This window comes from Streptomyces sp. NPDC002092 (assembly GCF_053593775.1).
Map to the genome: position 1 here is coordinate 1 of NZ_JBSFDG010000026.1, position 12,745 is coordinate 12,745.

The window sequence follows — 12,745 nt, forward strand, 5'->3', positions numbered from 1 at the left end:
GAGATCGCCGGCATCGGCGCGGCGCTGGGGGCGGCCTTCGGCGGCTCACTGGGGGTGACGACGACCTCCGGCCCGGGTGTGGCGCTCAAGAGCGAGACCATCGGCCTCGCCGTCTCCCTGGAGCTGCCCCTGCTCGTCATCGACATCCAGCGCGGCGGGCCGTCCACCGGTCTGCCGACCAAGACCGAGCAGGCGGACCTGCTCCAGGCGATGTACGGCCGCAACGGCGAAGCGCCGGTGCCGATCGTCGCCCCGTGCACCCCGGCCGACTGCTTCGACGCCGCCCTCGAAGCCGCCCGTATCGCGCTGACCTACCGCACGCCGGTGTTCCTGCTCTCCGACGGCTATCTCGCCAACGGCTCCGAGCCCTGGCGCATCCCGGAACTGGACGAACTCCCGGACCTGACCGTGCAGTTCGCGCAGGGCCCGAACCACACCCTGGAGGACGGCACCGAGGTCTTCTGGCCGTACAAGCGTGACCCGCAGACGCTGGCCCGGCCGTGGGCGGTCCCGGGTACGCCAGGTCTGGAGCACCGGATCGGCGGCATCGAGAAGCAGGACGGCACGGGCAACATCTCCTACGACCCGGCCAACCACGACTTCATGGTCCGCACCCGCCAGTCCAGGATCGACGGCATCACCGTCCCGGACATCGAGGTCGACGACCCGCACGGCGCGAGGACGCTTGTCCTCGGCTGGGGCTCGACGTACGGCCCGATCACCGCGGCGGTACGGCGGCTGCGCAAGGCCGGCGAGTCCATCGCACAGGCCCACCTGCGTCATCTCAACCCCTTCCCGCGCAATCTGGGTGAGGTGCTCAAGGGCTACGACAAGGTCGTCGTCCCCGAGATGAACCTCGGGCAGCTCGCCACCCTGATCCGGGCGAAGTACCTGGTCGACGCCCGCTCCTACAACCAGGTCAACGGCATGCCGTTCAAGGCGGAGCAGCTCGCGACCGCCCTCAAGGAGGCCATCGATGCCCGCTGAGCTCCTGACCCTCGTCCCCAGGTCCGAAGTGCCGCTGTCCGGCCGCGACTTCAAGTCCGACCAGGAGGTGCGCTGGTGCCCCGGCTGCGGTGACTACGCGATCCTGGCGGCCGTCCAGGGCTTCATGCCGGAGCTGGGCCTCGCCAAGGAGAACATCGTCTTCGTCTCGGGCATCGGCTGCTCCTCCCGCTTCCCGTACTACATGAACACCTACGGCATGCACTCCATCCACGGACGCGCCCCCGCCATCGCCACCGGACTGGCCACCAGCCGGCGCGATCTGAGCGTGTGGGTGGTCACCGGTGACGGCGACGCCCTGTCCATCGGCGGCAACCACCTCATCCATGCGCTGCGCCGCAATGTGAACCTGAAGATCCTGCTGTTCAACAACCGGATCTACGGCCTGACCAAGGGTCAGTACTCGCCGACCTCGGAGGTCGGCAAGATCACCAAGTCGACGCCGATGGGCTCCCTGGACGCACCCTTCAACCCGGTGTCGCTGGCCATCGGCGCGGAGGCCTCCTTCGTCGCCCGCACCATCGACTCCGACCGCAAACACCTGACCGAGGTGCTGCGCCAGGCAGCCGCCCACCCGGGCACCGCGCTGATCGAGATCTACCAGAACTGCAACATCTTCAACGACGGCGCCTTCGAGGCACTGAAAGACAAGCAGCAGGCCGAGGAGGCGGTGATCCGGCTGGAGCACGGACAGCCGATCCGCTTCGGCAGCGATCTGTCCAAGGGCGTCGTCCGCGATGCGGCCACCGGTGACCTGAAGGTGGTCGACGTGACCGCGGACAACGAGTCCCGGATTCTGGTCCACGACGCCCACGCCGAGTCGCCGACCACCGCCTTCGCCCTGTCCCGGCTCGCCGACCCGGACACCCTGCACCACACCCCGATCGGTGTGCTGCGGTCGGTGGACCGGCCCGTGTACGACACCCAGATGGCCGACCAGCTGGACACGGCGATCGTGCAGAACGGCAAGGGCGACCTGGCCGCACTGCTGGCCGGCGGCGACACCTGGACGGTCCACCGATAGCGTTCACCCTCTAGTCATTGCAATGAACGAGGTGAGGGTTGTTGCATTAGATTCAAAGCCATTGCAACGAAATCCCGCCATCTAACTGCACTTATGGCGATTGTTCGCAACGGACATGTTGCAAGTTCCATGAATGCAACGTAGCGTTTCCATTATCGGAAACAGCAGATCCAAGGAGTGCACGATGCAGAAGTTCGACACCCCCGCCCCCGTCTCGGCCGTCCTGGACATCTCCGCGGGACGCATCCGGTTCGTCGCCGCGGACCGGGCCGACACCACCGTCGAGGTCCAGCCCCAGGATCCCGCCAAGAGCCGCGACGTGAAGGCGGCGGAGCAGATCACGGTCGCCTTCGGTGACGGCGTCCTGCGGATCGAGACCCCGGAGGCCAAGAACCGGATGCTCGGCAACTCCGGGTCCGTCGAGGTGACCGTCCAACTGCCCGCCGGCTCCCGCGTCGAGGCGAAGGCGGCCCTCGCCGAGCTCCGCAGCGTCGGACGGCTCGGCGACGTCACCTTCGAGGCCGCGCAGGCCACGGTCGAGCTCGACGAGACCGCCGGCGCCCACCTCACCCTCCAGTACGGCGACATCTCCGTGGGCCGCCTCGGCGGCCCCGCCGAGATCAGCACCCAGAAGGGCGCCCTCCACATCACCGAAGCCGTGAAGGGCAAGGTCACCCTGCGCACCGAGCACGGCGACATCACGGTCGGCGCCGCCCCCGGAGTCTCCGCCTCCCTGGACGCAGGCACCACCTACGGCCGCGTCCACAACGCGCTCAACAACAGCGACGGCGGCAACGCCGGCCTGAACATCCACGCCACCACCTCCTACGGTGACGTCACCGCCCGCAGTCTCTGAAGGAGTACCCCGCTCCCTGTCGGCCTCGCACCACCGAGGGCGGCGTACCCCGACACCCCGTCGGCGTACGCCGCCCCGTTCGTGTGCGGCCGCGCGAGTGGAAGACGTCGGCCGGTCCTGCCGCGTATGGGCCTGCCACCGCCGGCCCGGTGCTGTGAGGCACCGGGCCGGCGGTGGCCGCCTGCCGGGCCGGACGGGGGATCACGGCCCGGGGTCAGGGGTGGACGGTCAGCCGATGTACTCGGGCTCGTGCTGGTGCTCGTGGCGGGCGCCGGGGATCGGGGCGGCGGCCGGGAGGCGGTTGAGTTTCTCGCCCTCCACGTCCATGTTCGGCAGCAGCTTGTCCAGCCAGCCCGGCAGCCACCAGGCGGACCTGCCGAGCAGGGCGAACAGGGCCGGGACCAGGGCCATGCGGACCACGAAGGCGTCGAAGAGGACGGCGGTGGCGAGGCTGAAGCCCATCATCTTCACGAAGTCGTTCGTGTCCAGGATGAAGCTGGAGAAGACGCTGGTCATGATGATCGCGGCGGCGGTGACGACTCGTCCGCCGTAGCGGAAGCCGGTGACCACGGCATCGGAGGGGCTCGCCCCGTGGACGTACGCCTCGCGCATCCGGGCGACGAGGAAGACCTCGTAGTCCATCGCGAGACCGAAGACCACACCGATCATGAAGATCGGCAGCGTGCTCATGACCTGGCCCGTCTGGTGGATGCCGAAGATCTCGGCGAGCCAGCCCCACTGGAAGACCGCGACGACCGCGCCGAGCGCCGCGCCGACCGAGAGCAGGAAGCCCAGGGCCGCCTTGAGCGGGACGAGGACCGAGCGGAAGACCAGCATCAGCAGGAGGAAGGCGAGGCCCACGACCAGCCCCAGGTAGGGCAGGAGCGCGTCGTCGAGAGTCTTGGAGAAGTCGATGTAGAGGGCGGTCTGGCCGCTGACCAGGACCGTGGCGTTGGCGGAGGACCGGAAGTCGTCCTTCATGCCGCGGATGGTCTTCACCAGCTCCTCGGTGGCGTCGTCCATCGGGCCGGTCTTCGGTACGACCGTGATGATCGCCGTGTCACCCTTGGGGCTGACGGACGCGGAGCTCACCGTCGCGACGTTCTTGACCTTGGCGAGCTGCTGGCCGACCTTGCCCGCCGCGCCGGCCGTGTCCTTGCCCTGGACCGTGATGGTCAGCGGGCCGTTGAAGCCGGCTCCGAAGGAGGCGGACAGCATGTCGTACGCCTTGCGCTGGGTGGTGTCCTTCGCGTACGTGCCCTCGCTCGGCAGACCGAGCTGCAGGCTGGCCGCGGGGATGGCGAGGGCGCCGAGGCCCACGACACCGACGACCAGGACGGCCAGGGGGCGGCGGACGACGAACGTGCCCCAGCGGGTGCCGATGTTCGGCTTCTGACGTGCGGCCCGCTTGTCCGCCTTGCGCTGCTGACGTTCGCTCAGTGGCTTGCCGTAGAACCGCTTGCGCTCGGCGCGGGGCATGACCTTGATCGGTGCGAAGCCGAGGAGGGCGGGGACGAGGGTGACAGCGATGAGGACCGCGATGGCGACCGTTCCGGCCGCGGCGAGGCCCATCTTGGTGAGCATCGGCACGTTGACCACGGCGAGGCCCGCCAGGGCGATGATCACGGTGAGGCCGGCGAAGACGACGGCGGTGCCGGCGGTGCCGACGGCGCGTGCGGCGGCGTCCTGGCGCTCGCGGCCCTCGGACAGTTCGGAGCGGTAGCGGGAGATGACGAACAGGGCGTAGTCGATGCCGACCGCGAGGCCGATCATCATCGCCAGCGTGGTGGTGGTGCTCGACAGGCCCAGCGTGGAGCCGAGCGCGGTGATCGCGGAGGTGCCGATACCGACGCCGATGAGCGCGGTCAGCAGGGGCATGCCCGCGGCGATCATCGAGCCGAAGGTGAGGACCAGGACGAGAGCGGAGACCAGGATGCCGATGCCCTCGGCGCCGCCGCCCGCGGCCTCCAGCTTGACCGCGTCACCGCCGGCCTCGACGGTCAGGCCGCTCTTGCGGGACTGGTCGAGGGTTTCGGTGAGGGCGTTGTGCGCCTTGTCGTTCAGTTCGGTGGCGGCGACCTTGTAGGTGGCGACCGCGTAGGCGGTGGTGCCGTCCTTGCTGACGGCGTTCGTCTTGAACGGGTCGGACACGGCGACCACTTCGGGTGCCTTGCCGAGCCGGGCCACCAGGTCCCCGACCTTGGCCTTCTCCTCCGGGTCCGCGAGCTTGTGGCCCTGCGGGGCGCGGAGCACCACACGGGCGGTGGCGCCGCTCGCGTTCGCCGCCGGGAACTTCTCCTTGAGCAGGTCGAAGGCCTTCTGGGACTCGGTGCCCGGCATGGAGAACGTGTCGGCCGGCGGTGTGGGAGCGGACGAGGCGGCGACGCCGATTCCCACGAGGGCGGCGAGCCACAGCAGAGTCACCAGGCCGCGTCGCCGGAAGGCGAATCGGCCCACTGATGAGAGGAAGGTGGCCATGGCGTACGGACTCCTGCTCTTGAGCGGATTGTGAGGGGTGGTGGTGCCGGGACCGGTCGCCGGTCACGTGTCCAGGGGGCGGGGGTGGCCTGCGGGTTCGCGATGTCTGTGGGGTCGCGGCAGTCGTGACCCCGCGGTGTACAGCGTGGCCGGGAGCGCTTGAGGCGTATTTGAAAGAAGCTCGAGCCGGGCCTCGGAGACTGTCCGCACCGAGTTCGGATTCCTTGGAGGCGGAGGCCGAGATCATGACCGTCGAGGTGGTGGGGACCGCCGAACGCACGCCCCAGAGCCAGAATTTCGCCGCCCTGTACGCGGAGGTCCAGCAGTTCTACGCGCACCAGATGCAGATCCTGGACGCGCACGACACCGAGCGCTGGGCGGACACCTGCACCGAGGACGCCGTCTTCGAACTGCCCTTCCTGTCCGAGCCGTTGCGGGTGCGCGACGGGCTCGCCCAGTACGTGCGCGCCGGCGCGGCACGGCAGCGGCGGGCCGGCAGCCGCCTCGATCACTGGGTCGGCATGCTCGACGTGCATCCCCAGGCGGACGGGTTGCTGCACACCCGTTGCTCGGCCCTGGTGTGCCTCGCGCCGAGCGGTGGCAGTGCCAAGGTCCTGTACGTGTACGTCATGGAGGACGTCCTGGTCCGCACCCACGACGGGTGGCGCACCGCGCACCGCCGGGTCACCCGCGACGACCTGGCCTAGGCGGCACGAGGTGGAACACCGCTGTAGCTGAGTTCGAAGTTCCGTACAGGGCAAGGGACTTGGCGGAGCCCGTTGCCTACAGTGAGCCGTGCACATCCCCTCCCTGTCCGCGCCCGCCCGCCGTCACCGACGCGGGCGGGCGCGTCGACGTAGGGGCCGGTGTGGGGTCGGCGCGCAGGCACCGCTGCCCCGTACCCCACCGGCGACGGCCCGTTCGCGGGCCACAGTGGCCGGCGCCGCACACCCCCGCAGCGCCGAGCACGCATCTCTCTCACGAGGAACACGAGGAGGAACCCGCCCATGGCTCTGAACGGCGCCGCAGTCGACGAACGGGCACCCCGGGCGGCACGGAAGGCGGTTGCGCACCGTCTGCTGATGTGCCGCCCGCTCCACTTCGACGTGACGTACAGCATCAACCCGTGGATGAACCCGGACAAGCCGACGGACGCCCAGACGGCCCTGCTCCAGTGGGAGCAGCTGCGGGAGCTGTATGTCTCGCTCGGGCACACGGTCGAGCTGGTCGAGCCGGTCGAGGGCCTGCCGGACATGGTGTTCGCCGCCAACGGCGCCACCGTGGTGGACGGCAAGGTGCTCGGCGCCCGGTTCCGGCACCGGGAGCGGACCGCGGAGGGGCCGGCCTATCTCGACTGGTTCGCGCGCAACGGCTTCCAGGAGCTGCTGTGGCCGGAACACATCAACGAGGGCGAGGGCGACTACCTGCGCGTAGGACGCCGGATGCTGGCCGGCACCGGCTTTCGGACCGACCCCCGCTCGCACGCGGAGGCCCAGGAGTTCTTCGGCATCCCGGTGACGGGCCTGACCCTGGTCAACCCGAACTTCTACCACCTGGACACGGCGCTCTCGGTGCTCTCCCAGGACGAGGTCATGTACTACCCGGCGGCCTTCAGCCCGGGCAGCCGGGCGGTGCTGCGCGAGATGTTCCCGGACGCGGTCCTCGCCTCGGACCAGGACGCCGCGGTCTTCGGCCTCAACGCCTTCTCCGACGGCCTCAACGTGCTGCTGCCCCAGGCAGCCACCGGTCTCGTCGCGCAGCTGAAGGAGCGGGGCTTCAACCCGATCGGGGTGAGCCTGGGGGAGCTGCTCAAGGCGGGCGGCAGCGTCAAGTGCTGCACCCTCGCGCTGTCGTGACGCGCGGACCGTCGTGACGCGGCGCCCCGCGGCCTACGGCGGTACCGCCCCTGAGCGACGCTCAGGGCAGGGCGGTGAACGCGGCGAAGACGTCGTCGAGTTCGTGGGTGTGCACGGTGAGCGACTCGGCCGTGACCGCCGCCGCGTCGAGGACGGCGAGTACGGCCCGGAGGGTCTCGACGCCGGCGTCGCCGGGGATCTGGAGGGTGAGCGTCACGGGGTCGCCCCACGCGTCGCCGAAGCCCGGGCCCGATCCTGCCCGGAAGGCGGCGCAGGCCCGTGCGAGCGCGGTCGCGTCGGCGAACCGCAGGCGGATGAGAGCGTCGGGCGGATCATTTCGGGGCGCCTGCCGGGATGCGGGGTCGCCGGAATCGGGATCGCCGGCCGGCCGGTCCGCGCCGGGCTCCCGGTACGCCGGCACGGGCGAGAGCGGGGCGGCGAGGCGGCGGCCGGGCCCGCGGGCCTCGTCCCCGTCCGTCCCGGCCGCGACGGCCGGTTCGTGGCCGAGGGCCGCCGGCCGCGGGAAGCTGCCGTCGGGCGGGGGAGAAGCCCAGGGTGTGTGTGTCACGGGCACTGCCCTCGCCTTCGCTGGAGAGTCGTCGTTCGGATGCCGGGGCCTCCGGCTCGTCCGGGTCCGGCACGGTCACCGTGCCGGACTCGTCGTCGGTGGACATCTGCAGGAGCACCGGGTGCGGGACCCGTCCGTCGGCCACCCGGGCCGTCCAGGACACCGGGGCCCACGCCGGTCAGGCCGACGGCGAGCAGGCCGAATCGGTTGATCAGTCCGACCAGTTTGATGACGACCGTACGGCCCTGGTGGCGGGCCGGGCGCACGCTGACGGCGCTCATGGGCACGACTCCTTCTGCGGGGGGATTCCGGCCGTGGGCCGGGCCCGATGACCGTGACATGCGCTTGAGTACGGCAGGAGAACACTTGGCTGTGATGCGGGCTCTTGGAAAGGTGAATACCCGCCGGGCCGGGCTGTGGCTGCGCCGTAATCATCGCGCGCGGACGCGGGCCGACGGAACATCGATTCCCGTCAACTCGCTCGGAATGGCGGCTGCTTCTATTACTGTCCAATGGGTCCGTCCCACCGAGGGATGATGATTCACTCTCCGCTCGAAAGCGGATCGTGGACGGCTTGAATTGGAGTGGAATGATGAGCAGCAACCCGTTCGACGAAGCCGACGGCCGGTTCTACGTTCTGGTCAACGACGAGCAGCAGCATTCGCTGTGGCCCTCGTTCTCCGGGGTTCCCGCCGGCTGGCGCGTCGTGTTCGGCGAGGAGAGCCGCGAAAAGTGCCTCGCCTACGTGGAGGAGCACTGGACCGACCTGCGGCCGCAGAGCCTGCGGGACGCGATGGACGCCGGTACGGTCGCCGCCGACGCCGCGTGAGGTGACCGGGCACCGCCCGGTGCTGCCATGGGGGTGGGCCCCGGTGCTGTCGCTGCAGCACCGGGGCCCACCCCCATGCGTGCCGCCGTCTCAGGCGGCCGAGCGCGCGGCCTCCACGGTCCTGCCCAGCTCCTGCTGGGTGCGCCGCAGCACGATCGAGTCGGCGATCTCGCCGCTGCGCATCGCGATGTTCGACAGCAGGGCGGACGTCAGGCCGTGGGTGTGCTCGGTGCCGCCCTGGAGATAGACGCCACAGGCCAGCCCCGATGCGCTGACGAGGCGGTAGTCGCGCGTCACCCGGTGCCTGCCCGCCTCGTCGCGCTCGAAGTGCCGGTCGAAGTCGCCGAGCAGGCGGGCCGGGTCCACGCCGTCGTAGCCGGTGGCGAACACGATCGCGTCGACGGCCAGTTCCGTCGTCCGGTCGTCGAGCAGCGAGTGCAGGACCACCTGCGCCGCGTCACCGGTCTGTTCGACGTCGACGACCCGGGTGAGGTTGCGGAAGTGCAGCCGCTGGCTGCCGCGCACCTGCTCGTCGTACGAGCGCTGGTACAGGGCCCGGATGACGTCCGCGTCGACCACCGAGTAGTTGGTGTTGCGGTGATAGCGCCAGAACGAGTCCCGTGCCCGCTCGGTACCGAAGTAGTACTCGTCGACGGCGCTCGGGTCGAACACCTGGTTGGCGAAGGGGGTGTCGTCGGCGATGGAGTAGCCGTAGGACGGCATGATCGCGGAGACCTGGGCGTGCGGCAGCGAGTCATAGAGGAACCGGGTGATCTCGGCCGCGCTCTGGCCGGCGCCGACCACCGCCACGCTCTCCAGCTCGCCGGGGTCCTGTGCGTTGAACCTGCTCAGGAACTCCGAGCTGTGCCACAGCCGTTTGCCGGCCGTCATGCCCTCGGGCAGGCGCGGCACCAGGCCCGTCGAGATGGCCACGTTGCGTGCGGTGACGACGCTGGTGGCGCCGTCGCTGCCGCGCACCTCGATCTCGAGGAGGCCGGGTGTCACGGCACCGGCCTCGGTGCGGGGCCGGATCGAGGTGACCTCGGCGCCGTAGGTGACCCGGTCGCTCAGGTCGGCTGCCGCCCACTCGAGGTACTGGTGGAATTCCTGCCGGGTCGGGAAGAAGTCCTGGTTGTTCACGAACTGCACCAGCCGGTCCGAGGCGTGCAGAAACGAGATGAAGCTGTACCGGGACATCGGATTCCTGAAGGTCACGAGGTCCTTGAGGAACGAGATCTGCATGGTCGTCGACGGCAGCAGCATGTTCCGGTGCCAGCCGAATGCGGGCTGCCGCTCGAAGAAGCGCGACGTGATCGGATGCTGCGGAGAGCTAGCCTCGTGTTCCTCCAGGGCGATCGCGAGCGACATGTTGGACGGGCCGAACCCGATACCGACCACGTCGTAGATCTCTTGGCTGGGCCTACCCGCTATGTCCATAGAAAATTTCTCCCGCTTGCGTCTGGAAAACTTGACCGGTGGCTCGAGAGACCGTCTTGCAGTGTTCTCCGGAGAGTGTCTAAAAGGCAACTCGAGGGCGGCACGAAGACTGTTCGACGGACTCATCGGGTGCTCGGCATCCGAAGGCGTTGTCCCGTCGACGGGACGGGCGGTAGGGTCGGCGCGGATTCTCAAGATTTCCGCTTGGCGCGGCCCATGGCGTGTGTGTCCGGAGTAATGCGTCAATCCTGCCCTGAGCCAGAGCCATGCCCCGAGCCAATTGCCGAAAGGTGAATCCGGATGTTTGTGCCCAGATTTTATCGGGAACCGGAGAGTTCATGGATTGTCGATCTGATCCGGGGTAACCCGTTGGCGCTGGCGGCGACCAACGGCAGCCCCGAGGACGGTCCCTTTGCCACGCACTTGCCGGTCATCTTCGACCCCGAGACGTCCGGCGACTGGTCCGGCGAGCTGCCGGGAGCCACGCTGCTCGGGCACATGAACCGGAACAATCCGCACTGGACGGCGCTGGAGAACGGCAGCGTCCTGCTGCTGACGTTCACCGGCCCGCACTCCTATGTGTCGCCCACCGTGTACGAGGTGACCCCGGCCGCCCCGACCTGGAACTTCACCGCGGTGCACGTCCGGGGCGTGGTGGAGAAGATCGACACGATCGAGGAGACCCTCGGCGTGGTGCAGTCCACCGTGCGCGCCTACGAAGGGGCGTTCGGCAACGGCTGGGACATGACCGAGTCGCTCGACTACTTCCGCAAGATCGTGCCCGACGTGGGGGCCTTCCGGCTCACTGTGACCGGGGCCGAGGGCATGTTCAAGCTCAGCCAGGAGCAGCCGGACGAGGTGCGCGAGCGGGTACGGGAGTCGTTCGGGCAGCACGGGTGCACGTACAAGCGCGAGGTCGCCGGGCTGATGAACCGGCTGCCGTGACGGGCCGCAGGCCTCGGCTCCGCGTACTTCAGGCGCTGATGGCCGCCGGCCGGATCCGCTCGGCGAGGCCCTCGGGCCGCGTGTGCTCCTCGGGGGCGCCCGCGGCCGTCGCGGCCAGCACCTTGACGCGCCCCAGCCCGGGCACCTCCGCGCGCTGCGTCGGCGTGCCGAGGTCCTCCAGAGCGCTCGCGGCCGCGCTGTCCAGCGTGGTCGTCACCCACTGCTCGAAGTCGACGCCCAGTTGCTCCGCGGCCTTGTGCCACCACTGAAAACGGCTGCCGGGGACCTGAAGGTGGCGGCTCGGCTCGGCGGGAGTGCGCGGCTGCTGCTCGCTCTGGCGCGCGGCGCGGATGGCGCCGCGCAACTGCTTGGTGGTCCACTGCCGCTGCTCGGCGCGGTCGAGCCAGAGTTCCTGTTCCTCGACCGGCATGGAAGCCAGCTCGGCGTGGTGCTGGAAGCTCAGGGCGGGCCGGCGCCGGGTGAGGTCGAAACGCCGTGAGACCCAGGCGTAGTTGCGCAGGGTCTGGTACGACAGGCCGGCGGCGCGTATCCCCCGCTGGTACCGGTCGGTGTAGTGGTCCTTGCCGTACACGAGCCAGTCGGCCAGCCACCAGGCGGATGAGTCGACGACGTCGGCGAGCTGGCGCCCGGCCCGCTCCCACTCGTCGTAGGCCATCATGGCCGGCATCTGCAGGCCCACCCTGGTCGTCAGCACCTGGCCCCGGCGCGGCGCGGTCCCCACGGTGCGCGGCGGGTGCTGCGGGAGGGCGGTTGCCGGGCCGCCGTTCGACCTCGCGGACTGACCGGCCTGACGCGTCATCATGCCTCCATGAGAAGGGTCCACATAACCGGCGAGAAGCCTCGCAGCGCGGGGTGGAGCAGGGCCGGAGCGGCACTCGAACGGTTGCGCGTCGAACGTCTTGGTGGCATGGCGTGGGGTGTCCCGCCGACGGGACACCCCACGCCATGCCATCCGTCGCGCGCCCGGCCGGGGACATGACACAGGCTCTCAGAGGCTGCTGGCGGTGATGGCGCCGTAGGCGGTGGTGGCGCGGATGTTCAGGCCGGCGGCGGCGCCGGCGGTGTTGTTGAGCGCGTTGTGGACCCGGCCGTAGCCGGTGCCGGCGTCGAGGGTGGCGGATACGCCGCGGGCGGCGCCGACCGAGATGTCGCCGTACTGGGTGTCCAGTGCGACCGTGCCGCCGTGGGCCTCGGCGATCCGGATGTTGCCCCGCTGGGTGCTGATCTGCGCGGGGCCGCTCAGGCGGCCGACCGTGATGTCGCCGTCGTGGGCGGTGAGGCGGGCGCTTGCGGCCTCGTCGAGCTTGACCGAGCGGTAGCCGCCCTCGAAGGCGACGTCGCCGAGCCGTCCGACGCCGCGGAACTCGGCGCCGGCGGTCTTCGCCTCGATCCGGGAGCCGGCGGGCAGCTGGACGGTGACCTCGACGGACCCGGAGCTTCCGAGGAACCGGTGGTTCGCCTCCGGGGCCTCGATGCGCAGGACTCCGTCGCTGTAGAAGACCGTGACCTCCCCGGCGGCCTTGATGTCGCGGCTCTTGCCGGGGTTGGCGGGCCGTACCTCGACCGTGGTGTCGGCCCGGTCGGCGGCGATGAACTGGAGGCGTCCGGCGGGGATGTCGAGGACGGCGGAGATGGGGGCGGGGGTGTCGAACTTCTGCGGGGTGCTCAGGTTCTTCTGCATGGCGCGTTCCTTCGGCTCGCTGTTTCTGATGATGGAAACGCTACG

11 protein-coding genes and 1 pseudogene are annotated in these 12,745 nt (G+C 69.8%); 7 read left to right on the plus strand and 5 right to left on the minus strand.

Going from position 1 to position 12,745, the window contains the following annotated elements:
* From ACWCRD_RS39945 to ACWCRD_RS39955, 3 genes and pseudogenes are all read left to right on the plus strand, one after another.
* Window positions 1–987 (plus strand): annotated as a pseudogene (locus ACWCRD_RS39945) (2-oxoacid:acceptor oxidoreductase subunit alpha); the annotation flags it as partial.
* Complete coding sequence (locus ACWCRD_RS39950) at window positions 977–2,029, plus strand: 2-oxoacid:ferredoxin oxidoreductase subunit beta (RefSeq protein ID WP_450970582.1); 1,053 nt, start codon at window positions 977–979, stop codon at window positions 2,027–2,029. The pseudogene ACWCRD_RS39945 and the gene ACWCRD_RS39950, both read left to right, overlap by 11 nt.
* 184 nt (window positions 2,030–2,213) lie before the next feature.
* On the plus strand, window positions 2,214–2,885 hold the full coding sequence (locus tag ACWCRD_RS39955) for a DUF4097 family beta strand repeat-containing protein (RefSeq protein ID WP_450970583.1): 672 nt from the start codon (window positions 2,214–2,216) through the stop codon (window positions 2,883–2,885).
* Window positions 2,886–3,113: 228 nt separating this feature from the next.
* Here the strand turns inward: ACWCRD_RS39955 and ACWCRD_RS39960 are convergent, their stop codons facing one another.
* Complete coding sequence (locus ACWCRD_RS39960) at window positions 3,114–5,363, minus strand: MMPL family transporter (protein WP_450970584.1); 2,250 nt, start codon at window positions 5,361–5,363, stop codon at window positions 3,114–3,116.
* Window positions 5,364–5,608: 245 nt separating this feature from the next.
* On the opposite strand from ACWCRD_RS39960, the gene ACWCRD_RS39965 reads away from it, so the two are divergent.
* Both ACWCRD_RS39965 and ddaH read left to right on the plus strand, forming a co-directional pair.
* Window positions 5,609–6,070, plus strand: a complete 462-nt coding sequence (locus tag ACWCRD_RS39965) for a nuclear transport factor 2 family protein (protein WP_450970585.1) — start codon at window positions 5,609–5,611, stop codon at window positions 6,068–6,070.
* 300 nt (window positions 6,071–6,370) lie between these two features.
* Window positions 6,371–7,219 (plus strand): dimethylargininase, encoded by an 849-nt coding sequence (ddaH, locus tag ACWCRD_RS39970; protein ID WP_450970586.1) that lies wholly within the window; start codon window positions 6,371–6,373, stop codon window positions 7,217–7,219.
* A 61-nt stretch (window positions 7,220–7,280) separates the two neighbouring features.
* Here the strand turns inward: ddaH and ACWCRD_RS39975 are convergent, their stop codons facing one another.
* Window positions 7,281–7,787, minus strand: a complete 507-nt coding sequence (locus ACWCRD_RS39975; RefSeq protein WP_450970587.1) for a hypothetical protein — start codon at window positions 7,785–7,787, stop codon at window positions 7,281–7,283.
* A 592-nt stretch (window positions 7,788–8,379) separates the two neighbouring features.
* Here ACWCRD_RS39975 and ACWCRD_RS39980 point away from each other — a divergent pair.
* Window positions 8,380–8,616: an MbtH family protein gene (locus ACWCRD_RS39980; protein WP_450970588.1), complete on the plus strand. Its 237-nt coding sequence runs from the start codon at window positions 8,380–8,382 to the stop codon at window positions 8,614–8,616.
* 90 nt (window positions 8,617–8,706) lie between these two features.
* On the opposite strand, the gene ACWCRD_RS39985 is transcribed toward ACWCRD_RS39980, so the two are convergent.
* Entirely contained in the window at window positions 8,707–10,053 is a 1,347-nt protein-coding gene (locus tag ACWCRD_RS39985; RefSeq protein ID WP_450970589.1) for a lysine N(6)-hydroxylase/L-ornithine N(5)-oxygenase family protein, read from the minus strand.
* 300 nt (window positions 10,054–10,353) lie between these two features.
* Between ACWCRD_RS39985 and ACWCRD_RS39990 the strand changes: the two genes are divergently transcribed.
* Window positions 10,354–10,998, plus strand: a complete 645-nt coding sequence (locus tag ACWCRD_RS39990; RefSeq protein WP_450970590.1) for an FMN-binding negative transcriptional regulator — start codon at window positions 10,354–10,356, stop codon at window positions 10,996–10,998.
* A gap of 28 nt (window positions 10,999–11,026) precedes the next feature.
* Here the strand turns inward: ACWCRD_RS39990 and ACWCRD_RS39995 are convergent, their stop codons facing one another.
* Together ACWCRD_RS39995 and ACWCRD_RS40000 are read right to left on the minus strand one after the other, a co-directional pair.
* Entirely contained in the window at window positions 11,027–11,821 is a 795-nt protein-coding gene (locus ACWCRD_RS39995) for an LmbU family transcriptional regulator (RefSeq protein WP_450970591.1), read from the minus strand.
* Between the two features lie 186 nt (window positions 11,822–12,007).
* Window positions 12,008–12,700: a DUF4097 family beta strand repeat-containing protein gene (locus tag ACWCRD_RS40000; RefSeq protein ID WP_450970592.1), complete on the minus strand. Its 693-nt coding sequence runs from the start codon at window positions 12,698–12,700 to the stop codon at window positions 12,008–12,010.
* Window positions 12,701–12,745 lie beyond the last annotated feature (45 nt).